At 72.2% G+C, this 24,202-nt stretch carries 24 protein-coding genes and 1 riboswitch; of the genes, 5 read left to right on the top strand and 19 right to left on the bottom strand.

Annotation, left to right across the window (positions count from 1 at the left end):
• Nucleotides 1-140 precede the first annotated feature (140 nt).
• From E0F75_RS14875 to E0F75_RS14890, 4 genes are all read left to right on the top strand, one after another.
• Nucleotides 141-869 (top strand): ABC transporter ATP-binding protein, encoded by a 729-nt coding sequence (locus tag E0F75_RS14875; RefSeq protein ID WP_187623016.1) that lies wholly within the window; start codon nt 141-143, stop codon nt 867-869.
• On the top strand, nt 851-2,002 hold the full coding sequence (locus E0F75_RS14880; protein ID WP_187623017.1) for a hypothetical protein: 1,152 nt from the start codon (nt 851-853) through the stop codon (nt 2,000-2,002). Before E0F75_RS14875 ends, E0F75_RS14880 begins: the two co-directional genes overlap by 19 nt.
• A gap of 99 nt (nt 2,003-2,101) precedes the next feature.
• Complete coding sequence (locus E0F75_RS14885) at nt 2,102-3,241, top strand: LOG family protein (RefSeq protein ID WP_187623018.1); 1,140 nt, start codon at nt 2,102-2,104, stop codon at nt 3,239-3,241.
• A gap of 78 nt (nt 3,242-3,319) precedes the next feature.
• On the top strand, nt 3,320-4,288 hold the full coding sequence (locus E0F75_RS14890) for a hypothetical protein (RefSeq protein ID WP_187623019.1): 969 nt from the start codon (nt 3,320-3,322) through the stop codon (nt 4,286-4,288).
• Between the two features lie 12 nt (nt 4,289-4,300).
• Here the strand turns inward: E0F75_RS14890 and E0F75_RS14895 are convergent, their stop codons facing one another.
• From E0F75_RS14895 to rpsB, 11 genes are all read right to left on the bottom strand, one after another.
• Complete coding sequence (locus E0F75_RS14895; protein WP_187623020.1) at nt 4,301-4,948, bottom strand: dihydrofolate reductase family protein; 648 nt, start codon at nt 4,946-4,948, stop codon at nt 4,301-4,303.
• 79 nt (nt 4,949-5,027) lie between these two features.
• Nucleotides 5,028-6,056 (bottom strand): ABC transporter ATP-binding protein, encoded by a 1,029-nt coding sequence (locus E0F75_RS14900; protein WP_187623021.1) that lies wholly within the window; start codon nt 6,054-6,056, stop codon nt 5,028-5,030.
• The gene (locus tag E0F75_RS14905) at nt 6,056-7,669 is read right to left on the bottom strand and encodes an iron ABC transporter permease (protein ID WP_187623227.1); all 1,614 of its coding nucleotides are present in this window, start codon (nt 7,667-7,669) and stop codon (nt 6,056-6,058) included. The genes E0F75_RS14900 and E0F75_RS14905 overlap by 1 nt, the downstream gene beginning before the upstream one ends.
• 38 nt (nt 7,670-7,707) lie before the next feature.
• Nucleotides 7,708-8,802, bottom strand: coding sequence for a thiamine ABC transporter substrate binding subunit (locus E0F75_RS14910; RefSeq protein ID WP_187623226.1), 1,095 nt, complete (start codon nt 8,800-8,802; stop codon nt 7,708-7,710).
• A 97-nt stretch (nt 8,803-8,899) separates the two neighbouring features.
• A riboswitch (TPP riboswitch) is annotated at nt 8,900-9,010 on the bottom strand.
• Between the two features lie 29 nt (nt 9,011-9,039).
• Entirely contained in the window at nt 9,040-10,146 is a 1,107-nt protein-coding gene (gene rlmN, locus E0F75_RS14915; RefSeq protein ID WP_030322331.1) for a 23S rRNA (adenine(2503)-C(2))-methyltransferase RlmN, read from the bottom strand.
• Nucleotides 10,147-10,193: 47 nt separating this feature from the next.
• Nucleotides 10,194-11,810 (bottom strand): MFS transporter, encoded by a 1,617-nt coding sequence (locus E0F75_RS14920; protein ID WP_187623022.1) that lies wholly within the window; start codon nt 11,808-11,810, stop codon nt 10,194-10,196.
• A 145-nt stretch (nt 11,811-11,955) separates the two neighbouring features.
• Nucleotides 11,956-13,059, bottom strand: coding sequence for a phosphatidate cytidylyltransferase (locus tag E0F75_RS14925; RefSeq protein WP_187623023.1), 1,104 nt, complete (start codon nt 13,057-13,059; stop codon nt 11,956-11,958).
• Nucleotides 13,059-13,616, bottom strand: a complete 558-nt coding sequence (frr, locus tag E0F75_RS14930) for a ribosome recycling factor (RefSeq protein WP_055598433.1) — start codon at nt 13,614-13,616, stop codon at nt 13,059-13,061. Before frr ends, E0F75_RS14925 begins: the two co-directional genes overlap by 1 nt.
• A 94-nt stretch (nt 13,617-13,710) precedes the next feature.
• The gene (gene pyrH / locus E0F75_RS14935) at nt 13,711-14,472 is read right to left on the bottom strand and encodes a UMP kinase (RefSeq protein ID WP_187623024.1); all 762 of its coding nucleotides are present in this window, start codon (nt 14,470-14,472) and stop codon (nt 13,711-13,713) included.
• Nucleotides 14,473-14,636: 164 nt separating this feature from the next.
• Nucleotides 14,637-15,473 (bottom strand): translation elongation factor Ts, encoded by an 837-nt coding sequence (gene tsf / locus E0F75_RS14940; RefSeq protein WP_187623025.1) that lies wholly within the window; start codon nt 15,471-15,473, stop codon nt 14,637-14,639.
• Nucleotides 15,474-15,575: 102 nt separating this feature from the next.
• On the bottom strand, nt 15,576-16,508 hold the full coding sequence (gene rpsB, locus E0F75_RS14945; protein ID WP_187623026.1) for a 30S ribosomal protein S2: 933 nt from the start codon (nt 16,506-16,508) through the stop codon (nt 15,576-15,578).
• A 255-nt stretch (nt 16,509-16,763) separates the two neighbouring features.
• Here rpsB and E0F75_RS14950 point away from each other — a divergent pair, with 255 nt between their 5' ends.
• Nucleotides 16,764-17,213, top strand: a complete 450-nt coding sequence (locus tag E0F75_RS14950) for a murein hydrolase activator EnvC (RefSeq protein ID WP_187623027.1) — start codon at nt 16,764-16,766, stop codon at nt 17,211-17,213.
• A 138-nt stretch (nt 17,214-17,351) separates the two neighbouring features.
• On the opposite strand, the gene E0F75_RS14955 is transcribed toward E0F75_RS14950, so the two are convergent.
• The 8 genes from E0F75_RS14955 to lepB all read right to left on the bottom strand — a co-directional run bounded on the left by E0F75_RS14955 (nt 17,352) and on the right by lepB (nt 24,156).
• Complete coding sequence (locus E0F75_RS14955; protein WP_187623228.1) at nt 17,352-17,900, bottom strand: TetR/AcrR family transcriptional regulator; 549 nt, start codon at nt 17,898-17,900, stop codon at nt 17,352-17,354.
• 72 nt (nt 17,901-17,972) lie between these two features.
• On the bottom strand, nt 17,973-18,809 hold the full coding sequence (gene whiG / locus E0F75_RS14960) for an RNA polymerase sigma factor WhiG (RefSeq protein ID WP_187623028.1): 837 nt from the start codon (nt 18,807-18,809) through the stop codon (nt 17,973-17,975).
• A gap of 239 nt (nt 18,810-19,048) precedes the next feature.
• Nucleotides 19,049-20,296: a DNA-processing protein DprA gene (dprA, locus tag E0F75_RS14965; RefSeq protein ID WP_187623029.1), complete on the bottom strand. Its 1,248-nt coding sequence runs from the start codon at nt 20,294-20,296 to the stop codon at nt 19,049-19,051.
• Nucleotides 20,293-21,915 (bottom strand): YifB family Mg chelatase-like AAA ATPase, encoded by a 1,623-nt coding sequence (locus tag E0F75_RS14970; RefSeq protein ID WP_187623030.1) that lies wholly within the window; start codon nt 21,913-21,915, stop codon nt 20,293-20,295. Before E0F75_RS14970 ends, dprA begins: the two co-directional genes overlap by 4 nt.
• Nucleotide 21,916: 1 nt before the next feature.
• Nucleotides 21,917-22,282, bottom strand: coding sequence for a YraN family protein (locus E0F75_RS14975; protein ID WP_187623031.1), 366 nt, complete (start codon nt 22,280-22,282; stop codon nt 21,917-21,919).
• 110 nt (nt 22,283-22,392) lie between these two features.
• A complete protein-coding gene (locus E0F75_RS14980; RefSeq protein WP_005311352.1) occupies nt 22,393-22,701 on the bottom strand; it encodes a DUF2469 domain-containing protein in 309 nt (102 codons plus the stop codon).
• A 55-nt stretch (nt 22,702-22,756) separates the two neighbouring features.
• Nucleotides 22,757-23,383 (bottom strand): NUDIX hydrolase, encoded by a 627-nt coding sequence (locus tag E0F75_RS14985; RefSeq protein WP_267499437.1) that lies wholly within the window; start codon nt 23,381-23,383, stop codon nt 22,757-22,759.
• The gene (lepB, locus tag E0F75_RS14990) at nt 23,380-24,156 is read right to left on the bottom strand and encodes a signal peptidase I (protein ID WP_187623032.1); all 777 of its coding nucleotides are present in this window, start codon (nt 24,154-24,156) and stop codon (nt 23,380-23,382) included. The genes E0F75_RS14985 and lepB overlap by 4 nt, the downstream gene beginning before the upstream one ends.
• Nucleotides 24,157-24,202 lie beyond the last annotated feature (46 nt).

Here is a 24,202-nt window from a genome sequence, read left to right on the forward strand (position 1 = left end):
GAGTGGATGGCGGCGGCCCGGGCCGCGTGCTGTCCGTACAAACGGATCCGAATACTTACGGTGCCCAGTGACCGACAGGCCCGTCCCTTCGTTCCTCCGGACGGGGGACACAGATCGGATCCGACATCGAGGTGTACGCGATGGCCCCACCGGACAACGACGTGCTCTGGGCGCGTTCCCTGCACTGCGCCCTGGGCGGTTCGGACGCCCTCAGCGGCGTCTCACTCGGCGTCCGCGAGGGCGAGATCCTCGCCCTCGTCGGCCCCCGCGGCAGCGGCAAGACCACCCTCATGCGGTGCCTGTCCGGCCAGCTCCTCGCCCAGCAGGGCGAGGTCTGGTTCAACAGCAGCCCCGTGCACACCCTGAGCCCCGCCGACCGCGAACGGCTCCGACGCGACCGCTTCGGCTGGATCGACCCCGAGCCCGTCCTCGTCCCCGAGCTCACCGGCTGGGAGAACGTGGCCCTGCCCCTGCTGCTCCGCGGCACCTCCCACCGGGCCGCGAGGACCGCCGCCCTGGAGTGGCTGGAGCGCCTCGACATCGGCGCCTGCGCCCGCAAGCGCCCGCACGCCCTCACCCACGCGCAGCGCCAGCGCATCGCCATCGCCCGCGCGCTGGTCACCACCCCGTCGGTGCTGTTCGCCGACGAACCCACCGCGATCCTGCACCGGGCCGACGGCGCCCAGGTCCTGCGCACCCTGACCGCCGCCGCCCGCTCGCACGGCATCACCGTGCTGCTCGCCACCCACGACGCCGAGGTCGCGGCGCTCGCCGACCGCGCGGTCGCACTCCTCGACGGACGCCGGGCCGGCACCGTACCCCCGGCGTCAGGGGCGGAGGGCGTCGCGGCGTGCTCGCTCTCCGTCTAGCCCGCGGGGCCCACCCCCTCGTCCAGACGCGCCGGCTCCTCGTCGCCGCCGCGGCGGCGGGGGTCGGCTTCCTCCTGCTCTGCACCCTCGGATACGCGGTCGGGCACCCGGAGCGGTCCTCGGCGTCCGTGCTGCGGCTGCTCTGGTGCGTCCTGCCGCTCGCCGCGACCGTCCAGTTCGCGGTCGCGGTGGCCCGGACCGACCCCAGCACCCGCCCGCGCCCCGGGCTCTCCGCGATCGGCCTCGGCCCCGCCCGCCTCACCGCGATCGCCGCCGCGTCGACGGCCGTCGCCTGCACGCTCGGCTCCATGCTCGCGCTGCTCTTCTACCTCCACCTGCGCGGCGACATCACGGGCCTGCCCTTCGACGGGGCCGCCGCCGACCTCCTCGCCGCCGACCAGCCGATCCCGCTCGCCGCCGCCCTCACCCTGCTCGCCGTCCTCCCGGTCGTCGCGGCCACGGCCGCCGGCCTCGCCCTGCGGCCGCGCACCGCGCCCGCCGCACCGGAGGGCGAGGAGAAGCCGGTGCCGTCCGGACTGCCGTGGGGGATCGCCCTGGTCGCGGTCGGCCTGGCCGTCGAGACGTACGCGGGCCGCAGCGGCGCCGCCGCCGGACTCCCCCTGCCGGGCCGCTTCGACGGCAACCCCGCGGGCGTCCTGGCCGGCTGGGTCCTCAGCGCCGTCGGCCTCGCGATGGCGGGCCCCGGTCTGGTCCACGGCTGCGGCCGCCTCCTCCAGTCCGTCCGGCCGGGCGCCACACGGCTGCTCGCGGGCCGCGTCCTGATGGACGAGTCCCGCCGGATCGGCCGCCCCCTGGGCGTGGTCAGCGCGGTGATCTCCGGAACGCTCGCGGCGGCGGCCCTGCACGACGCGGGTACCGGCCCCGGTGCCTTCGGCCCGCTCACCGGCCTGGGCGCGGCCCTCATCCTGGCCTGCACGACGGCGACCCTCCTCACCGCGGCCCTGGAGTCCAAGCAGTGCCGCGCCCACACCACCGAGGCCCTCCTGCGCATCGGCGCCCCGCCCACGGTCCTCCGCTCGGCGGCCCTGATGCGCGCCGGCGTGCTGCTCGCGGTCTTCCTCCCCCTGACGTGGGCCGTGGCGGAACTGGCGGCGCTGCCGCTGACCGGCTGAGACACCGAAGAGGTGCGCCCTCGGCCGGGACGCGATCCCCGCCCGACCGGCACGACACCTCCAGGGGCGGCACCCCGGTGCCGCCCCTATCGTGGGCCCATGGCGATGCTCCCCCCGGCACACCGGCCGCCCGGACCGCGCGGGCACGGGCGGGAGATCCACACGCTCGAAGCGTTCGACGAGGCGGTCGCCCGGCCCGGCTCGCTCGCCGGGTACCGCGTGCAGTCGGTCGACCTCACCGACCGGACCTTCGCCCTGCTGACCGCCGTGACCGCCCACGCCGTCTTCCTCGGCTGCCCGATGGAGCCGGAAGCGTCCGCCAAGGTCCGCGCCGACGGCGCGCTCGTCTTCCCGCCCGTGCCCGACCTGCCCTTCGACCCGTACCGGGCGGCGCTCTACTCCCCCGATGAGCTGTTCGACGGTCTCGCGGACACGGGTTACGGGGGGACGCCGGACGCCCTCGCGTACGCCTGGTTCGGCCGGACCCGGGCCGACGGCGACATCCTCGCCTCGATGATCCGCTCGATCCACGACGACGCCGTCTCCGACGCCCTCGACGAACTCCTCGACGGGGCCCGGGTCGTCGGCGTGATGGGCGGGCACGCGATGGGCCGGGGCACGGAGGCCTACGCGGGCGCCGCCAGGCTCGGCAGAGCGCTGGCGCGCGCCGGTCTCACCGTGGCGACCGGCGGCGGTCCCGGCGCGATGGAGGCCGCGAACCTCGGCGCGTACGTGGCACCGCTCGCCGACGACGCCCTGACCGAGGCGCTCGCCGAGCTCGCCGTGGTCCCGTCCTTCGCGCCCTCGGTGACGGAGTGGGCCCGCGCGGCCTTCCGGGTACGGGCCCGCCTGCCGTACGGCGGCGACTCGGTCGGCATCCCCACCTGGTTCTACGGCCACGAGCCGCCGAACGCCTTCGCGGGCCACATCGGCAAGTACTTCGCCAACGCCACGAGGGAGGACGGCCTCCTCTCCCGCTCCACGGCGGGCGTCGTCTTCCTGCCGGGCGCGGCGGGCACGGTCCAGGAGATCTTCGACAACGCGACCCCGAACTACTACCCGTCCCAGGGCCCGCCGACCCCGATGGTCCTGGTCGACCGCGCCCACTGGACGGAACGCCTCCCGGCCTGGCCCCTCCTGGAGGCCCTGGCTGCGGGCCGCCCGATGGCGGCGCGCATCGCTCTCGTGGACTCGATCGACGAGGCCCCGGACGCCCTCGAACGCCTCACGAAGGCGTAGCCGGGCTCCGCCGCACGGCGGAGCGGGACCAGCCTTCGGGCCGACGCCCCCGGGTCCCGGCGCCGCGAGGCTCGGAGCATGACGCCGAAGAGACTCCTGGCCGACTGGCCCTCCTGGGCTGGTCGCGCCGCCCTCCTCTGGTCGCTGCTGTACGCCACGGGCGCGGCGCTCGCCGCCCTCACCGGGCCCGCGTTCGGCTACGCGCTCCTCGCCGGGGGAACGGGCACGGCCGCCGAGGCCGCCGCGGCGGTGCTGTACGGGGCCTCCGCCCTCCTCGCGTACGCGCTGCTCCGCCGTCCGGACGCGAGGTGGCCGTCCACCGCGGCGTGGGCGGTCGTCGCGCTCTGCCTGACCTCGGGCTTCGCCGCCCTCCTCAGCCCCGTCCACCTGCTGTTCTTCCTGTCCCGCAACCAGCCGCCGGTCGACTGGGCGGCCCTGACGAACCAGAGCCTCGCCGTGCTCGGCGCGGTCCTGTGGGGGTACGCGGCCCTCGCCCACCGCCGCGGGGCGCGCGGCACCTGCCTCCACTGCGGCGGACGCGCCCCCGCCCCGGCGACACACGGCGGCAGCACCCGCGCCGGCCTGGTCGCCGTCGCCGCCCTCGTCCCGTACGCCACCCTGAAGACGGCCTGGGCGCTCGGCGTCACCCCGGGGTTCACCGGCACCGGCCGCCCCGGCGCCGACCCGGAGTACACCAGCGACCTGGGCCTGTGGCTGTACGACCACGGGGTCGACGTCACCGCGGTCCTCGCCGTCCTCGGCATGATCCTCGCGCTCGCGCTGACCCACCCCTGGGGGCGCCGGCTGCCCCGGCTGCCGCTGCTCGCGCTCGGCTGGGCCGGGGCGGGCGCGCTCGCCCCTTTCGGGGCTTTCCTGGCCGCGGTCGGTGTACTGGCCTGGACGGGGGCGACCGGCTCGGGCGTCGCCGACCACGCCCCGTGGGTGGTCGCCGTCGCCTACGGGGGCTTCTCCTGCTACGGCCTCGCCCTGGGCCGCGCCACGCTCCTCCACCAGCGTTCCGCACTCAGGACCTGCGACCGCTGCTAGAGATGCCCCGGGTCACTTCCGCCAGAAGAGGTGGTGCGTCACCGCACCGCTCGGGCTGGGCACGACATCGCGGTGGAACCGGTCGAGGAGCTCGTCGGGCGACTCCCAGAGCCGTACCCCGGAACCGAGCTTCACCGGCGCGACCGCGACGTGCAGGGTGTCGACGAGGCCGGCGTCGAGGAACTCGCGGATGACGGTGGCCCCGCCGCCGAGCCGGACGTCCTTGCCGTCCGCCGCCTCCTTCGCCCGCGCCAGCACACTCACCGGGTCACCGTCGACGAAGTGGAACGTGGTGTCGGAGAGCGTGAACGAGGGACGCGGGTGGTGCGTCATGACGAACACCGGCGTGTGGAACGGCGGCTCGTCACCCCACCAGCCCTGCCACTCGTGGTCCTGCCAGGGACCGCGCTGGGGCCCGAACTTGTTGCGGCCCATGATCTCGGCACCGATGTGGTGGGAGAAGTCCCGGGTGAAGTAGTCGTCGAGGCCGCGGCTGCCCCCGGGATCGGTGCGGTTGGGCCAGCTCGCCGTGGCTCCCGCCCAGGAGAACATGGCCCCGGGATCCGCGTGCCCGAAGGGATGCTCCAGGCTCTGGCCCTCCCCCGTACCGAATCCGTCGGACGAGACCATGAAGTTCTGGACTCTGAGCAGCTGGCCCATGGGGTTCCTCCCGCGTGGTCGACACAGACATGACGAACACCAAGGAGACTCCACCGGACCGGGAAACTCATCGCACCCGCTACGGAATGTCGTCCCCCAGCACCACCACGTCCTCCGCCCGGAACTCCACCCCCACCGCGGCGCCCTCCCCCGGCACCTCCCGCAGCGGAAGCTCCGCGTCCAGCGGCGGTCCGTCCACCGGGCGGAGCCGTACGGCCACATGGCTGCCCCGGAAGGTCCGGGACTCGACCGTCCAGGCGGGCCCCTCCTCGACGGGCACGAGCCGTACCCCGCCGGGCCGGACCAGGAGCCGCCGCTCGCCCTGCGGCGAGCCGTCCGGCACCGGGACCTTCCCCCAGGCGGTCTCCGCGACCGGCCCGGTCACCCGCGCCGCCACCACGTTGTCGAACCCCAGGAAGCGGGCCACGAACTCCGAGGCCGGCCGCGACCACACCTCGACGGGTGCACCCGACTGGGCGATCCGCCCGTCCCGCATGACCACCACCCGGTCGGCCAGCGCGAACGCCTCGCCCTGGTCGTGGGTCACCGCGAGCACCGTCGTGCCGAGCCGCCCGAAGAGCTGCCGCAGCTCCACGACGAGCCGCTCCCGCAGCCCCCGGTCGAGCTGGCCGAGCGGCTCGTCGAGCATCAGCAGCCGGGGCCGGGGCGCCAGGGCGCGGGCCAGCGCCACCCGCTGCTGCTCACCGCCGGAGAGCGCGGCGACGGACCGCCGCCCGGCGCCCGGCAGTCCGACGAGGTCGAGCAGCTCCGCCACCCGCTCGGCCTGCTCGGCCTTCCCGGCCCCGCGCATCCGCAGCCCGAAGGCGACGTTGCCGCCGACGTCCCGCTGCGGGAACAGCTGGTGGTCCTGGAACATCAGGCCGACGCCCCGCCGGTGCACCGGCACCCCGCGCTGGTCGGCGCCGCCGAGGAGCACCCGCCCGCCGTCGAGGGCCTGCAGCCCCGCGACGGCCCGCAGCAGCGTGGACTTGCCGCTGCCGCTCGGCCCGAGCACGGACACGATCTCGTGGTCGGCGACCTCCAGGTCCACGGCGTCGAGCGCGGCCCGCTCCCCGAACCGTACGGTCGCCCCGTCGAGTACCAGCATCAGAACTCCCCCGAGGTGCGTTCGGTCCGGAGCCGTTCGAGCAGCAGCAGGGACACCGCGCACACCACCATGAGGATCGTCGAGAGGGCCATCGCCTGGCCGTAGTTGAGTTCGCCGGGCCGGCCGAGGAGCCGGGCCACCGCCACCGGAAGGGTCGGGCTGTCGGGGCGGGCGATGAAGACGGTCGCGCCGAACTCGCCGAGCGAGACGGCGAACGCGAACCCGGCGGCGATCAGCAGCGCCCGCCGCACCAGCGGCAGGTCCACCTCCCGCCAGGCCCGCCACGGCGAGGCGCCGAGCACGGCCGCCGCCTCCCGCAGCCGCTCGTCCACCGCCCGCAGCACCGGCAGCATCGTCCGTACGACGAAGGGCACACCGACCAGCGCCTGTGCCAGCGGTACGAGGATCCAGCTGGCCCGCAGGTCGAACGGCGGCTCGTCGAGCGTGATGAGGAACCCGAAGCCGACGGTCACGGCCGACACCCCGAGCGGCAGCATGAGCAGCGCGTCGAAGCCCTTTACCAGCCGCCCGGCCCGCCGGGTCAGCGCGGCCGCGGCGAGCCCGCCGATGACGAGGGCGATCAGGGTGGCGACGACGGCGTACCGCAGCGAGTTCCCGATCGTGTCGAGCAGGGGCACGAGGAAGGTGCCGGAGGGGTCGGGGGTCTGCAGGGCCCGGTAGTAGTCGAACCCGTACCCGTGGGAGGTGGCGAAGGACCGCTCGACGAGCACACCGAGCGGCAGCACGATCAGCAGCGCGACGGAGAGCAGGACGGCCGCGAACAGCGCCCACTGGCCGATGCCCCGGGGCCGGCGGGCCGTCTCCTCGGGTGCCACCATCCTCAGCGCGGTCTCCCGGCGGCGCACCGTCCGGGCGTGCACGGCGAGGACGACGCCGACGGCGACGAACTGCACCATCGTGAGGACGGCCGCCGTCGTCAGGTCGAAGCGGACGACGGTCTGCCGGTAGATCTCCGTCTCCAGGGTGGAGTACGTGGATCCGCCCAGGATCTGGACGATGGCGAAGGAGCTCGCGGTGAACAGGAAGACCATCAGCGCCGCCGCGGCGACCGACGGGGCCAGCGCCGGCAGGGTCACGGTCCGCCACGCCTTCCAGCGGGACGCGCCGAGGACCCGGGCCGCCTCCTCCTGGCGCGGGTCGAGCTGCGCCCACAGGCCCCCGACGGTCCGTACGACGACGGCGTAGTTGAAGAACACATGGGCGATCAGGATCGCCCAGACCGTGGTGTCGAGTCGTACGCCCCACAGCTCGTCCAGCAGCCCGCCGCGACCGACGAGCGCCAGGAAGGCCGTACCGACCATGACGGTCGGCATCACGAAGGGCACGGTGACGACCGCGCGCAGCAGCCCCTTGCCGCGGAACTCGAAGCGCGCGAAGACGTACGCGCCCGGCAGCGCGATCAGCAGGGTGAGACCGGTGGAGGCGAGCGCCTGCCAGAGCGTGAACCACAGGACGTCGAGGATCTCCGGCCGGCTCAGCGTCTCGCCGAACCGGCCGAACTGCCACACCCCGTCGACCCGCAGCCCGCGCTCGACGATCGAGACGACGGGCCAGGCGAAGAAGAGCACGAAGAAGGCGACGGGCACGACCATCAGGCCGAGCCGCGCCGCGCTTCCCCGGCGGTCGGGGACTACTTCAGAACGAGCGACGACCACTGCTGGATCCACGGGTCACGCTTCTCGGCGATCTTCTCCGGCGCCATCGTCTCCGGCTCGTCGACGACCACACCGTGCTTGGTGAAGAGCTCGGGCAGGGCCGCGTCCTTCGCCACCGGGTTGACGAACATCTGGAGCGGCATGTCCTCCTGGAACTTCTTGGAGATCAGGAAGTCGATCAGCGCCTTGCCGCCCTCGGGGTTCTTCGCGCCGTTCAGCAGGCCCGCGAACTCGGTCTGCCGGAAGCAGGTGCCGGTGGAGACCCCGGTGGGGGCCACCTTCGGCTGCGGCTCGCCGTAGAGCACCTCGACCGGCGGGCTGGAGGCGTACGACACGACGAGCGGCCGGTCGCCCTTGGCCTGCTTGCCGCCGGCCGAACCGGAGAACTCCTGGTTGTAGGCGAGCTCCCAGCTGTCGACGGTCTTCACGCCGTTGGCCTTGAGCTTCGTCCAGTAGTCCTGCCAGCCCTCGTCCCCGTACTTCGCGGCCGTACCGAGGAGGAAGCCGAGGCCCGGGGAGGACCGCTCGGGGTTCTCGACGACGAGCAGGTTCTTGTACGCCGGCTTCGCCAGGTCGTCGAAGGTCACCGGCGGTGCCAGCTTCTTGTCGGCGAAGTACTTCTTGTCGTAGTTGACGCAGATGTCGCCGGAGTCGATCGGCGTGACCCGCTGCTCCTTGTCGAGCCGGTACGCGGCCGGGACGCGGTCCAGGCCCTTCGCCGCGTACGGCACGAAGATGCCGTTGTCGAGGGCGCGGGACAGCAGGGTGTTGTCGACGCCGAAGAAGACGTCGCCCTGCGGGGAGCCCTTGGTCAGGATCTCCTTGTTGACGGCCTCGCCCGCGTCGCCGCTCTTCAGCACCTTCACGGTGAAGCCGGTCTGCTTCGTGAACTCGGCCAGCACCGCCTTGGAGGCGTTGAACGAGTCGTGGCTCACGAGGGTCACGGTCTTCGGCGCGGGCGCGCCGGACTTGCCGGCGGCCTCGCGGACGTCGTCCGTGCCGCAGGCGGCAAGGGTGGTGACGCCCAGCGCCGCGACGAGCGCGGCGGCGGCGGCCTTCTTGATGCTCACCGGATTGGTGCTCACTGAGATTCCTCCTGGGTATGACCAGGAAGAGACGCGGCCCTGCCCACGACCGGCGAACCGGACGCGGGCAGGGCGCAACAGCTTGAGTTAACGACCGAACTTCCTACCCAGAATGACCTGGGCAAGGTTCAGAGGGTCTGCGGTCCTACGGTGACCGCACTCTCAGCGCTGTGGCGCTCCCCTGTCGGAATATGGAGATGTGTTCGAGCTCAGACTACAAGGTCAGCGCTCCGCGGCGGCCAGCTGTCCACAGGCACCGTCGATCTCCTGGCCCCGGGTGTCCCGAACGGTCACCGGCACGCCGTGGCGGGCGATGGCCTCGACGAAGGCCTTCTCGTCCTCCGGACGCGACGCCGTCCACTTCGAACCCGGCGTCGGGTTCAGCGGGATCAGGTTGACGTGCACCCGACGCCCCTTGAGCAGCCGGCCCAGCAGGTCACCGCGCCAGGCCTGGTCGTTGATGTCCCGGATGAGCGCGTACTCGATGGAGATCCGGCGGCCGGACTTCTCCGCGTACTCCCAGGCCGCGTCCAGGACCTCACGCACCTTCCAGCGCGTGTTGACCGGCACCAGGGTGTCCCGGAGCTCGTCGTCCGGGGCGTGCAGCGAGACCGCGAGCCGGCACTTGAAGCCCTCGTCGGCGAACCGCAGCATCGCGGGCACGAGCCCCACGGTGGAGACGGTGATCCCGCGCTGCGAGAGCCCGAGACCGTCCGGCTCGGGGTCGGTGAGGCGCCGGATGGAACCGACGACCCGCTTGTAGTTCGCGAGCGGCTCGCCCATGCCCATGAACACGATGTTGGAGAGCCGCGCCGGTCCCCCGGGCACCTCCCCGTCCCGCAGCGACCGCATGCCGTCCACGATCTGGTGCACGATCTCGGCGGTCGACAGGTTCCGGTCGAGCCCGGCCTGCCCCGTCGCGCAGAACGGGCAGTTCATCCCGCAGCCGGCCTGCGAGGAGATGCACATGGTGACCCGGTCCGGGTAGCGCATGAGCACCGACTCGACGAGCGTGCCGTCGTGCAGCCGCCACAGGGTCTTGCGGGTGGTGTCGTCGTCGCACGAGATGTGCCGCACCACGGACATCAGATCGGGCAGCAGCTCCCCGGCCAGCTTCTCCCGCGAGGCGGCCGGAATGTCCGTCCACTCGGCGGGATCGTGCGCGTACCGCGCGAAGTAGTGGGTGGACAGCTGCTTGGCGCGGAACGGCTTCTCGCCGATCGCGGCGACGGCCTCCTTCCGCTCGGCGGGCGTGAGGTCGGCCAGGTGCCGCGGCGGCTTCTTGGCTCCGCGGGGGGCGACGAAAGTGAGTTCTCCGGGCTTGGGCATGGTGGTACCAGTGTCGCAGACGCGCGCCCGTGGCCCGGTTCGCCGCTTCAGGGGGTGGGTGAGCGGGGCTGGGTGCGTGGGATGCGGTGGGTGAAGAAGAGCGCCACGACGGACGCGCCGGCCAGGATCGCGAGGGCAGCCTTCAGACCGTCCAGCCGGGCGGCCTCGTTCGCCTCCAGGGCGGCGTCGGCCACCTCCTCGCTGGTGCCCGCCTCGTCGAGGGCGGTCGTCAGCTGGGCGTCCGAGAGGAACGGGACGCCGCTCTGCAGCTCGACGACGGCCTGGCTCTTCACCTCGGCCGGGATGGCCTCGTTCCGCTCCACGGCGCCCAGGAACGACGAGGTGAGCGCGGCGATCATCAGGGAGCCCGCGAGCGCCGTGCCCATCGAGGAGCCGAGGTTGGTGACGGCGTTCTGGATCCCTCCGACCTCCGCGCTCTGCCGGTCCGGGACGGCGGACACCGTGACCGACCCGAGCTGGGAGGCCAGCGCCCCCATCCCGAACCCGATCAGCAGCAGCGGGACGGTGACGATCTCCGCCCCGGCGTCCGCGTCCAGCGCGGCCATCAGGGCGACCGCACCGGCGAGGAGCGCCGCCACCCCGATCCGTACCACCCGCCGCGGCGAGACGTCGGGGAGGAAGCGCGGGATGAGGACCGCGGCGGCGAGCAGCGTCAGCGAGAGCGGCAGGATCCGCGCGCCCGTCTGCAGCGCGGACAGACCGAGAGCCACGGACAGATAGAGCGGGACGACGAAGAAGACGCCCATCTGCACGAGGTACTGGAAGAAGAACATCGTCAGACCGCCGGTGAGCTGCTTGTTCCGCAGCATGGCCGGGTCGACGAGCGGCTCCCGGCCGCGCTCGACGAGCCGGGCCTCCCAGCGGAGGAACAGATACACCAGGAGCAGGCCCGCCATCATCAGCCACACGGTCAGCGACACCCCGAGCCATGCGGGCGCGTCGGCCTTCGGCTGGACCCAGCCCCATTCGTCCGAGCGCAGGACGCCGTAGACGAAGACCCCGAGCCCGGCGGCGGACAGGACGGCGCCGACGAGATCGATGCGCGGGTGTTCCTCGTCGCCGGCGTCGGCGATGCGGCGGGCGAACACCAGGATGACGAGCACGACCAGGACCTCGCCGGCGAAGACCCAGCGCCAGGAGAAGTAGGTCGTGGCGATACCGCCGATGAGCGGTCCGAGCCCGATGGCCACGGCGCCCGCCGCCGCCACGATGCCGTACGCCGCGGCCCGGCCCTCGGTGGGGAAGTTGCCGGCCACCAGCGCCACGATCGACGGCAGGATGAGCGCCGCCCCGATGCCTTCGAGGAACGACCAGCCGAACAGCAGAACGGGGAGGTTCGGCGCGAGGGCCGTGGTCAGCGAGCCGCAGCCGTAGATCACGCAGCCGATCATGAACGCGCGCCGGCGACCGATCAGCACCCCGACCTTGCCCCCGGGGATCATGAACATCGCCATCACCAGCGTGTACGCGGTGATGGCGCCCTGGATGCCGGTCACCGTCGTGTCCACGTCCTCGGCGACGGTCGCGATCGCCACGTTCATGACGGAGCTGTCGAGGGCCATCAGGAACTGGCCCGCCGCGAGCGTCAACAGGACGAGCCGCGCGCCCGCGGGTGCGCCGCCGGCGCCTGCCTTGGATGCCATGACCGCATTGTGCCCATGTGGCACGGTTTCGGCTCGGTGGCTACGTCCACCCGCCGGCTCGGCGACTGCGCCCACACGCCGCCCCCATGCGTAAGGGCCCGTCACCCCCGGAGGGTGACGGGCCCTTACGGCACACGCGTACGGATCAGGCCGAACCGACGAAGATCACGAACAGCAGCCACACGACCGGAGCCGTCGGCAGCAGCGAGTCCAGCCGGTCCATGATCCCGCCGTGCCCGGGAAGCAGGGTGCCCATGTCCTTGATGCCCAGGTCCCGCTTGATCATCGACTCGCCGAGGTCGCCGAGCGTCGCGCTCGTCGCCACCGCGAGGCCCAGCAGCAGACCCTGCCACCAGACGCCGTCGTCGATCATGAACTGCATGCACAGCGCGCCCGCCGCCATCGCGAAGGTCACCGCCCCGAACAGACCCTCGCGGGTCTTTCCGGGACTGATCCTCGGTGCCAGCTTGTGCTTGCCGAAGCGCCAGCCGATCGCGTACGCACCCGTGTCGCTGACCACCGTGAGCACCAGGAACGTCAGCACCCGCTGCGGGCCGTCGTCGGCGGTGAGCATCAACGCCACGAACGTCGCCAGGAACGGCACGTAGAACGCCGCGAACACACCCGCCGTGACGTCCTTCAGATAGCCCTCGGGAGGCTCCGTCATCCGCCAGACGAGTACCGCGAGTGCCGTGAGCGCCATCGCCACCCAGGCGCCCTCGGGCCCCCGGACGTAACCGGCGACGACCATCGCCGCGCCGCCGACCGCGAGCGGCACCAGCGGAGCCTTGATCCCCTTGCGCTCCTGGAGACGGGAGGTCAGCTCCCACAGCCCGACCACCACGGCGACCGCTATCACCCCGACGAACGCCGGAGCCCAGACGTACAGCGAGGCGATGATGACGGCCCCGAGGCCGACCCCGACCCCTATGGCCGCGCCCAGATTGCGCCCCGCGCTCTTCTTCTGCCGTGGCGCCGGCGGCGCGGGCGGCGGAGGCGGGGCGGGGCTGGGCATGGGCTCCTGCGGGTGCTCGTGCGGCGTCTCGTCACGGAACAGGGGACCGCTCGGGTGAGCGGCCCCCCGGCCGTGACCGTCCTGGAATCCGCCGGCGGGAACGTCGGGCACGATGGGCATGGGCCGAGTCTGCGCCGCCTGATGCCGATCGTATGCGGGACCCGCCGGGACGGGCCCCTGGTCGGGTCCCCCACGGCCGGAACCGGCCGGGGCCCCCCAGGAAGAGTCGTTCATCAGACCTCGAGCAGCTCGGCTTCCTTGTGCTTGAGCAGCTCGTCCACCTGCGAGACGTACTTCGCGGTGGTGTCGTCGAGCTCCTTCTCGGCGCGGCGGCCCTCGTCCTCGCCGACCTCGCCGTCCTTGACGAGCTTGTCGATGGTCTCCTTGGCCTTGCGGCGGACCGAGCGGATCGAGATCTTCGAGTCCTCGGCCTTGCTCTTGGCGACCTTGATGTACTCGCGGCGGCGCTCCTCCGTCAGCTCGGGGAACACCACCCGGATGATGTTGCCGTCGTTGCTCGGGTTGACGCCGAGGTCCGAGTCCCGGATCGCCTGCTCGATGTTGCGCAGCGCGCTCTTGTCGAACGGGGTCACCACGGCCATCCGCGGCTCCGGAACGGAGAAGGACGCCAGCTGGTTGATGGGGGTGATGGCACCGTAGTAGTCCGCCACGATCTTGTTGAACATCGCCGGGTGCGCACGGCCGGTGCGGATCGCGGCGAAGTCCTCCTTGGCGACCACGACGGCCTTCTCCATCTTCTCCTCGGCCTCGAGGAGGGTCTCTTCGATCACCACATGCTCCTGCGTGTCGTCGCGTTGTGTCCTGCACGGTGTACGACCGGCAGGGCTCTGTCCATCCCCTTGCGGGGCGGTTCCCCGGTTCGGGTCAGGCCCGGGTGCCCTGGTCGCTCACGAGCGTGCCGATCTTCTCACCCTTCACCGCGCGAGCGATATTGCCCTCGGTGAGCAGTTCGAAGACGAGGATCGGGAGGTTGTTGTCCCGGCACAGGGTGATGGCGGTGGCGTCGGCGACCTTGAGGTCGCGGGAGAGCACCTCGCTGTACTCCAGTGCGTCGAACTTGACCGCGTCGGGGTTGGCCTTCGGGTCGGAGTCGTAGACGCCGTCCACGCCGTTCTTGCCCATGAGCAGGGCCTCGGCCTCGATCTCCAGGGCACGCTGGGCGGCGGTGGTGTCCGTGGAGAAGTACGGCATGCCCATGCCCGCACCGAAGATGACCACGCGGCCCTTCTCCAGGTGGCGCACGGCGCGCAGCGGAATGTACGGCTCGGCGACCTGGCCCATGGTGATGGCGGTCTGGACGCGGGAGTCGATGCCTTCCTTCTCCAGGAAGTCCTGGAGGGCGAGGCAGTTCATCACGGTGCCGAGCATGCCCATGTAGTCGGAGCGGGCCCGGTCCATGCCGCGCTGCTGGAGCTCGGCGCCACGGAAGAAGTTTCCGCCGCCGATCACCACCGCGATCTCCGCGCCGTCGCGGACGACGGCTGCGATCTCACGCGCGATGGCGTGCACGACATTGGGGTCGACGCCCAGGCCGGTACCGCCGGAGAAGGCTTCTCCGGACAGCTTCAGCATGTAGCGGCCGGCCTTGTTGCCGTTGTTGTCGCCCTGTACGGCGCCCTGGTTCATGGAGATCTCCTCGTGCACATACGAAGGAGGCCATTGCCTTGGGTCCTCGCGGGTTTCCCGTACGGCAATGGCCTCCTCGTCAGATCTGCGGTCGTCCTGCGCGTGCGCGGACGACTGCCTCAGACCCTATCGGGGTCCGGTGTCCGTCGCGTTCGCGTACGGACTCAGATGCCGACCTTGATGCGGCTGAAGCGCTTCAGGGTGACACCGGCCTCGTCCAGGATCTGCTGGACGGACTTCTTGTTGTCAAGGGCGTACGGCTGACCGAGCAGCGTCGCGTCCTTGAAGAAGCCGTTCACGCGACCCTCGACGATCTTCGGGAGCGCGGCCTCGGGCTTGCCCTCGGCGCGGGTGGTCTCCTCGGCGACGCGACGCTCGGTCTCGACGACCTCGGCCGGAACGTCCTCACGGGTGAGGTACTTCGGCGCGAAGGCGGCGATGTGCTGGGCGACACCCTTGGCGACGGCGGCGTCGGCCTTGTCGAACTCGACGAGGACACCGATCTGCGGCGGGAGGTCCGGCATCGTGCGGTGCATGTACGCGAAGACGAAGCCGTCGGCGTACTGCGCGAAGCGGTCCAGGACGATCTTCTCGCCGAGGTTGGCGTTGGCCTCGTCGACGAACGCCTGCACCGTCTTGCCGGCCTCGATCTCGGAGGCGAGCAGCGCCTCCAGGTCGGCCGGGGCGGTGGCGGCGACGTGCGCGGCCAGCTGGTTGGCGACGGCCTGGAACTTGTCACCCTTGGCGACGAAGTCCGTCTCGCACTTCAGCTCGACGAGGACGCCGGAGGTGTTGTCGTCGGCGATGAGGGAGACCACGGCGCCGTTCTCGGCGGAGCGGCCCTCGCGCTTGGCGACGCCCTTCTGGCCCTTGATGCGCAGGGCCTCGACGGCCTTGTCGACGTTGCCGTCGGCCTCGTCGAGGGCCTTCTTGCAGTCCATCATGCCGGCGCCGGTGAGCTCGCGGAGCTTCTTGACGTCAGCGGCGGTGTAGTTCGCCATGAGTCTGTTTCTCTCTCGAAGTCTGAAAGATCGGGCGGGTCCACGGGTGGACGGCGGGGGCTTCGTGGGCCCCCGCCGTCGTCACCCGAAGGTCCTGAAGGGTCAGGCCTGCTCGGCGTCCGCGGCCGGAGCCTCGGCGACGACCTCGGCGGCAACCTCGGCAACCTCGGCGACCTCGGCCGGGGCGTCAGCGGCCTCGGCGTCGGCGACCTTCTCGGTCTCGGCGGAGGTCTGGACCTCGGCGTCGTCGGCCTTCTTCTCACCCTCGAGCAGGTCGCGCTCCCACTCGGCGAGGGGCTCGCCGGCGGCCTTCTCGCCCGGCTTCGAGTCGCCGGTCGCGGCGCCGGAACGGGCGATGAGGCCCTCGGCGACGGCGTCGGCGATCACGCGGGTGAGCAGGGTGACGGAGCGGATCGCGTCGTCGTTGCCCGGGATCTTGTAGTCGACCTCGTCGGGGTCGCAGTTGGTGTCGAGGATCGCGACGACCGGGATCTTCAGCTTGCGAGCCTCACCGACGGCGATGTGCTCCTTCTTGGTGTCCACGATCCAGACGGCGCTGGGCACCTTGGACATCTCGCGGATACCGCCAAGGGTCTTCTCCAGCTTGGCCTTCTCGCGGGAGAGGACCAGGAGCTCCTTCTTGGTGAGGCCGGAGGCGGCCACGTCCTCGAAGTCGATCTGCTCGAGCTCCTTGAGGCGCTGCAGACGCTTGTAGACGGTGGAGAAGTTGGTGAGCATGCCACCGAGCCAACGCTGGTTGACGTACGGCATGCCGACACGCGTCGCCTGCTCGGCGATGGCCTCCTGGGCCTGCTTCTTCGTACCGACGAACATGATGGAGCCGCCGTGCGCGACGGTCTCCTTGACGAACTCGAAGGCGCGGTCGATGTACGACAGCGACTGGAGCAGGTCGATGATGTAGATGCCGTTGCGCTCGGTGAAGATGAAGCGCTTCATCTTCGGGTTCCAGCGACGGGTCTGGTGACCGAAGTGGACGCCGCTTTCCAGCAGCTCCCGCATCGTGACGACGGCCATGGCCGTATCTCCTTGGGTTTCTCGGTTATGTTCCTGACACCCCGACGCGCCATGCCCGCGAGGGACCGAAAGGCGCTGCCACGGCCGGTGAGGGTAGTGGCGGGGCGTGCGAAGTCGACCCGGTGACCCGGGTCGCCATAGGAAGTGTACGGGACCCCGGGAGCAGCGGGTGACGGCGCTGTCCACAACCGGCGGGTAGTCCACAGAAACCGTCCGCCACCCCTGTGAACCGGACGCGCGGGGGAGCGTTCTCCCATGCACCTCACGGCACTGATCCTGACCCTCGGCCTCCTGTGGCCGGTGGGCCCGCCGCCCCCGGAGATCCTCCGCGGCTGGCAGCCACCGCCGGGCCCGTACGCGGCCGGCCATCGCGGCGTCGACCTGGCCGCCCCGCCGGGCACCCCGGTCGTGGCCCCGACCGCGGGCACGGTCACCTTCGCGGGCCCGGTCGGCGGCCACGGGGTCCTCACCCTCACCCTGCCGCACTCGGGCACTCCCCCACTGCGGACCACCTTCACCCCGGTGACTCCGCTGGTGGAGACCGGCACGCGGGTCGCGGCCGGCACCCCGATCGCCCGGGTCGCCCCCGGCACGCACTGTCCGGAGACCTGCCTCCACTGGGGCCTCCTCAGAGGCGACCACTACCTGAACCCGCTGCTCCTGACCCCACGCGCTCCGTCCCGCCTACTACCGGTCGGAGGGTGATCGGGGCGTCCGGGGAGCAAAGGGGTAGGGGCAGGGGGGCAGGGGGGCAGGGGGGCGGGGGGCCGGGGGGCGGGGGGCAGGGGGCGGGGGCGGGGGCGGGGGCGGGGGGATCGGGGCAGGGGCCCCGATCGCGGGCTGTCAGGCCTGGGTGCCGTTGACCCCGTGGAGGGCCATCGTGACCGCCGCCTCGGCGATCTCTTCGGGGTTCTCGGCCGCGCCGAGCTCGACGCGGCGGACTGCGGCGTCGACGACGCCCTGGAGGAGCATGGCGCCCAGGCGGGGCTGGGGCTGGCCCAGGGCCGCGAGGGCTTCGACGATCATGGCGACGAGTCCGCCGTGGGCCGCGCGGATCTTCTCGCGGGCGCCGTCGTCGAGCTCGCTCGCCGAGATGGCGACGACCGCGCGGTGCCTGCGGTCGCCGACGAGCTCCAGCTGCTTGCGGACATAGGCCTCGACCTTGCCCTGCGGGGTGTCCGCGCCGTCCATGGCCACCTCGACCTCGGCGGCCCAGACGGGGAAGTCGACGGCGCACAGCTCTTCGACGACGGCCGCGCGCGATCGGAAGTACTCGTATACCGAGGAACGGGCGAGGCCCGTGCGCTCGGCGAGTGCGGGGAAGGTCAGCGCCTCCGTACCGCCCTCGGACAGCAGGGCACGCGCGGCGTCCAGGAGGGCGCCACGCTGCATCGTCCGGTGCTCGGCCACCGAGGCCGCTCGAATCCTGGGCACGGCTCCACTGTACGACCGGCTCGCGCCGGGTCAGCGTCCGACGTCGGCCAGCTTGGCCCGGAGCTGGAGGACGGACTTGGTGTGGATCTGGCTGACGCGGCTCTCGGTGACGCCGAGGACGTGGCCGATCTCGGCGAGAGTGAGGCCCTCGTAGTAGTAGAGCGTGACGACGGTCTTCTCCCGCTCGGGGAGCGTGTTGATGGCGCGGGCGAGCAGCCGGCGCAGCTCACGGTCCTCGGCGACCTCGACGGGGTTGTCGGCGGCGGTGTCCTCGAGGGTGTCCATCAGGGAGAGCCGGTCGCCGCCCTCGCCGCCCACGTGCAGCAGCTCTTCGAGGGCGACGACGTTCGCCAGGGACAACTGGCTGAAAACCGCGTGCAGTTCCTCCAGCGTGACGTCCATCTCCGCGGCGACCTCGGTCTCGGAGGGGGTGCGCCGGAGCTGGGCTTCGAGGGTGGCGTACGCGCGCTCGACGTTGCGGGCCTTCTGGCGGACGGAGCGCGGGATCCAGTCGAGGGCGCGGAGTTCGTCGATCATGGCGCCGCGGATGCGGGTGATGGCGTACGTCTCGAACTTGATCGCGCGCTCGACGTCGAACTTCTCGATGGCGTCGATGAGGCCGAAGACTCCGGAGGAGACGAAGTCGGCCTGTTCCACGTTGGACGGCAGCCCGACGCTGACTCGTCCCGCGACGTATTTGACGAGGGGCGAGTAGTGCAGGATCAGCTGTTCCCGCAGCCGCTCGTCTCCCGTGTCCTTGTACGACCGCCACAGTTCGTCGAGGGAGGTCGGTGCGGGTGGTCGCACGGCGCCCCGGGCTGCTGGGGGCACCGCAGCGCGGTCAGACCCGGAGGTGTGCTGGGGCATGCGTTGCCTTGAGCCGTTCTGCTGTCGGGTGTGTCGGTGTGGGCGTCCTGGACGGAATCCTGGTGAGCGTAGCGTGAGTGCGCGGTCGCGGTGCGCGAACATCGGCGGATCGCGCCGCTCCGGGTGGACGCCGTCGGCCACATCTTCGAACCCGGGCCGTGGCGCGTGTCGGCCCCTCGGGTGCGGCCGAGAGAACTCGATTGTTCATCGCCTTCACCCTTTCACCCGAATGCTCCAGGTCAAGTACCGCCTCGCCGCGCGTTCGACGCGGGAGTTGTCGTGTTCGTCAACTGCCAGCCCTCTCCGTGTCGTTCGACGAAGCCGAGGGAGTGGAGTTCGTACAGCTTGGCGAGGGTGTCGTCGGGGGTGGTACCGGCGCGACGGGCGATGACGGTGGCGGGGGTGGGGGTGGGACCGCGGGCCGGGATCGCTTCGAGGATGTGCGCCGCGGCCGGGGCGAGGAGGTCACGCGGGAGGACGGGTCCTCGGCGCGCCGGGGCGAGCTGGCCCATGTCGCCGACGAGTTCGATGATCTCGTCGGCGTCGGTGACGAGGGCCGCGTCGCCGCGGAGGAGTTCATGGACGCCGGCGGAGAGTGCGCTGGTCACGGGTCCGGGGACGCCCATGAGGTGACGGCCGAGGCGGGTGGCGGCGCGGGCGGTGACGAGCGAACCGCTGCGGTGTCGGGCCTCGATGACGACGGTGCCTCGGGTGAGGGCGGCGATGACCCGGTTGCGGAGGATGAAACGGCTGGGGGTGGGGTGGCTCTCGGGCGGCAACTCCCCTACGACGAGGCCTTGTTCGGCGACGCGACGGATGAGTTGGTCGTGGCCTCGGGGGTACGGGGTGTCGACGCCGCAGGCGAGGACGGCGACGGTGGCTCCGCCCGCGGCGAGTGCGCCGCGGTGGGCGGCGCCGTCGATGCCGTAGGCGGCTCCGGAGACGACGACCCAGCCTTGTCCGGCGAGGCCGGTGGCGAGGTCGGCGGCGGTGTGGGCGCCGTACGGGGTGCAGGCGCGGGCGCCGACGAGGGCGACGGAGCGGAGGGCCCAGGTGCGCAGGTCGGCGGGGCCCCGGACCCAGAGGCCGAGGGGGCGGGCGTCCGCGAGGTCGTCGAGCTGGCGGGGCCATTCGGTGTCGCCGGGGACGAGGAAGCGTCCGCCGAGGTCGTGGATGGTGGCGAGGTCGCGGGTGGGGTCGGCGGCGGCGGCGCGCAGTCGCCAGGAGGCGACGCGTTTCGGTCCGGTGCCGGGGAAGGGGTCGGCGTCACCGTCCTTCCGGGGAGCGCGGGGAGCGGGCGTGGTGTCGCGGGAAGCGGGCGTGGTGTCGAGGAGCCGGTCGAGGAAGCCGGTGGCTCCGTAGCGGTGGAGCCAGCGGCCGGCGTGCTCGTCGCCGGGTTCGACGGCGCGGCTGAGTGTGGCCCGTGCCAGTCGCTCGCCCATGGAGGCCGAGCCGGGGGTGCCGGAGCGGGGGTCGGGGGTGGTCATGCCCGGCCCCCCGTTGCGACGGGCACGCCGCGGGCGATGCCGGTGCGCAGTTCGAGGGCGAGGGCGATGTCCTCGCTGTCGGGGCGGTCGTGTCCGGCGAGGTCGGCGACGGTCCAGGCGACACGGAGGACCCGGTCGAGGCCGCGGGCGGTGAGGAGTCCGCGTTCGATGTCGCGTTCGGCGGTGGCGAGGGCTCCGGGGGTGGCCAGGTAGCGGGTGCGGAGTTCGTGTCCGGGGATCTCGCTGTTGACGTGCCAGGGGGTGTCGGCGAGGCGTGCGGCGGCGCGGTCGCGGGCTTCGCGGACGCGTTCGGCGACGGCCTCGGTGGTCTCGCCGCGGGCTCCTTGGCCGAGGAGGTCGGAGCGGGTGACCGGTTCGACCTCGACCCGGAGGTCGACGCGGTCGAGGAGGGGTCCGGAGAGACGCGCCTGGTAGCGGCGGACGAGCGCGGCGGGGCATTCGCAGCCGGCGCCGTGCAGGGTGTGGCGTCCGCAGGGGCAGGGGTTGGCGGCGAGGGCGAGGAGGAAGCGGGCGGGGAGGCGGACGACGCCGGCGGCGCGGGCGATGACGACGTGCCCGGATTCGAGGGGTTGGCGGAGGGCGTCGAGGGCCTTGCCGGAGAACTCCGGGGCTTCGTCCAGGAAGAGGATGCCCCGGTGGGCGAGGGAGACGGCGCCGGGCCTGGGGAGTCCGTTTCCGCCGCCGACGAGGGACTGCATGGTGGCGGAGTGGTGGGGCGCGCAGTAGGGGGCGCGACGGACGAGGGGTTCGCCGGGCGGGAGGATGCCGGCGACGGAGTGGACGGCGGTGACTTCGAGGGATTCCTGCCGGGTGAGGGGCGGGAGGATGCCGGGGAGGCGCTCGGCCAGCATGGTCTTCCCGGCGCCGGGCGGTCCGGAGAGCAGCAGGTGGTGGCTGCCCGCGGCGGCGACTTCGAGGGCGCGGCGGGCTCGGTGCTGGCCGGCGACGTCGGCGAGGTCGGGGCCTTCGGAGGGGTCGGTGGGGTCGGCGGCGAGTCCGGTGCCGAGGCCGGCGCCGGGGACGAGGAGTCCGGCGAGCATGGCGTCGGGTCGGCCGGCCTCGGTGGGTTCCTCCTCGGGGACGGGTTCGTCGGTGAGGACGGCGATGAGCTGGCGGAGGCTGCGGACGCCGAGGACGGACACTCCGGGGACGAGGGCGGCCTCGCCGGCGGTCTGTTCGGGGACGACGACCTGGCGGTACCCGGCGTCGGCGGCGGCGAGGACGGCGGGGAGGATGCCGCGGACGGGCCGGACGCGTCCGTCAAGGCCGAGTTCGCCGATGAGGACGAGGTCGGCGATGGCGCGGGGGTCGATGCGCTCGGCCGCGCCGAGAACCGCCGCCGCTACGGCCAGGTCGAAACCCGATCCGCCCTTCGGTACGGATGCGGGGCTGAGCCCGACGGTGAGTTTCTTCTGGGGCCATTCGGCGCCGGAGTTGACGACGGCGGCGCGGACCCGGTCACGGCTCTCGGTGAGGCTCTTGTCGGGGAGGCCGACGAGGGTGAAGGCGGCGACGCCGGGTTCGAGGTCGGCCTGGACCTCGACGACGACGCCTTCGACACCGACGAGGGCGACGGAGCAGGTGCGGGCGAATCCCATCTCAGGCCACCCCCTGGGCGTGGGTGAGGTGCGGGGCGCCGCGGCGGGGCAGGACGATGCCGATGAGGTCGATGCGGACGCCGCCGAGAGGGGCCGGGACGCCGTTGCGGTCGAGCCAGCAGGCCGCGAGCCGTCGGAGCCGGTCCGCCTTGCGGGGTGTGACGGCGGCCATCGGGTGTTCGTACCCGCCGTCGCGCCGGGTCTTGACCTCGCAGATGACGAGGGTGTCGCCGTGGCGGGCGACGATGTCGATCTCGCCGGTCCGGCCGCAGCGCCAGTTGCGGGCGAGGATGTGCATGCCGGTCGCGGTGAGCAGGCGGGTGGCCAGCTCTTCTCCGTACCGTCCGAGTGCTTGGGTCCTGTTCATGCGGTACCACCTCCGTCACCGACTGTGACGGAGGGGCTGGGATCGCGTGCGGCGCTGTGGACGGCCGAGGGCCTGTGGAAAACCTGCTCACCCTTGCGGGCGAGGTCGGTTCAGCTGCCGGGGAGTTCGAGGTCGCTCTTGTTGAGCTCCTCGATGTTCACGTCCTTGAAGGTGAGAACGCGGACCTGCTTGACGAACCTGGCCGGTCTGTACATGTCCCAGACCCAGGCGTCGGCCATGCTGACCTCGAAGAAGACCTCGCCCTGGACCGAGTGCACCTGCATCTCGTAGTCGTTGGTGAGGTAGAAGCGCCGCTCGGTCTCGATCACGTATTTGAACAGCCCGACGACATCGCGGTACTCCCGGTAGAGCTTCAGCTCCATCTCGGTCTCGTACTTCTCGAGGTCCTCGGCGCTCATGGCATGTTCCCCTTCAGCCGTGCGTCCCCCTATTGTGCGCCAGGCGGACGCGCCCCTAAACGATTTCCGGGGCGAGAACCACCGGTGCACGCGGAGGTCCCTCGTCGAGCAGCGTGCGCAGCAGCTCGGCGAGTCTGGTCGGGTACACCGTCTCACGGGCCGCCGACAGTTCGGCGGAGGTCCACCATCTGAGGCCCGCGAGGCTGCGGTTCTCCAGCTCGGTGAGGGCCTGGGGCCGGGGCGCGGCCTCGGTCCTGCGGGTGCGGGCGAGGTAGTACCACTCGTCCTGGTCCCAGCGGCGCCCGTCGAAGGGGAACGAGCAGTACCGCGTCCAGAGCACGGGCCCGAGGTCGATGTCGGTGATGCCGGTCTCCTCGGCGAGCTCGCGCAGGGCCGCCTCCTGCCGGGTCTCGTCGCCCTCCAGTCCGCCGCCGGGCGTGAACCACCAGGTCTGGTCGGGGTGGTCGGGCTCGTACCCGTGCATGAGGAGGATGCGGTCGTCGGGGTCGAGCAGGACGACCCGCGCGACCCGCCGGACCTCCGCCTGCGGATCGGCACCCGGCGCGGTACCCGAATCGGCATCCGCCGCACCCGCACCCGAATCGGCACCCGCCGCGGTACCGGGCCCGCTGCCCGGCTCGGCACCGGGCCCCTGCGTCCGCCGTGCCGCGGAGTCCGTCATGTACCCACCTTCTCCCGCGCCCCGGGAGCCGTGCCCGCCGGTCGGCGCTTCGTCAGCCGGCCCACCCGCCGTACCACCGGCCCGTACGCTCCCCCGGCCATCACCAGCACGGCTCCGGCCGCGATCGCGCCCAGGAGGGGCATGACGGGCCCGGGCTCCGAGATCCCGCCGGGAAGGCCGGCGAAGCCCGTGGGGCGGTCCAGGAGGCCCTTGGCGGGCCAGACCACGGCGTCGACCCTGGCGACCACGGAGGAGCGGGGCACGGAGCCCTGTCCGGCCTCCTCCATGTGCGTACGGGAGTCGAGCGAGGTGTGCCGGTCGTCGCCGAGGAGGAAGAGGTGGGCGGCCGGGACGGTGACCGAGAATTCGGTGCCGGATGCGACGATCCGGCCGCCCGGTCCGGGCCGCAGATAGGGCTCGTCGACGGGCTTGCCGTTGACGGTGAGGCGGCCGTCCCCGTCGCAGCAGGCGACGGTGTCGCCGCCGACCGCGGCGACCCGCTTGACCATGGGCGTGTTGCCCCAGAGGGGGTCGGTGAAGACGACGACGTCCCCGCGCCGCACCTCCTCGCCGTCGATGCGCTGGGCGAGGATCTTGGATCCGACGTCGAGGGTGGGGGTCATGGAGTCGGTGGGGACGGAGTACGGCTGGTAGAGCAGGGCTCCCCAGACGAAGCCGCCGAGGAAGAGCACACAGCCGACGGCCACGGCCAGCCCCGACAGCATGCTGCCGAGGCGGCCGTGGCCGCCCTTGGTCCGTATGTTTCCGCTCATGTGCGCACCCCGTAGGTCTGTCGGCGGACCGTTGGTCTTCGACGGT

The sequence above is a fragment of the Streptomyces sp. CB02980 genome (assembly GCF_014451325.2).
In the GTDB taxonomy this organism is placed as follows: Bacteria; Actinomycetota; Actinomycetes; order Streptomycetales; family Streptomycetaceae; genus Streptomyces.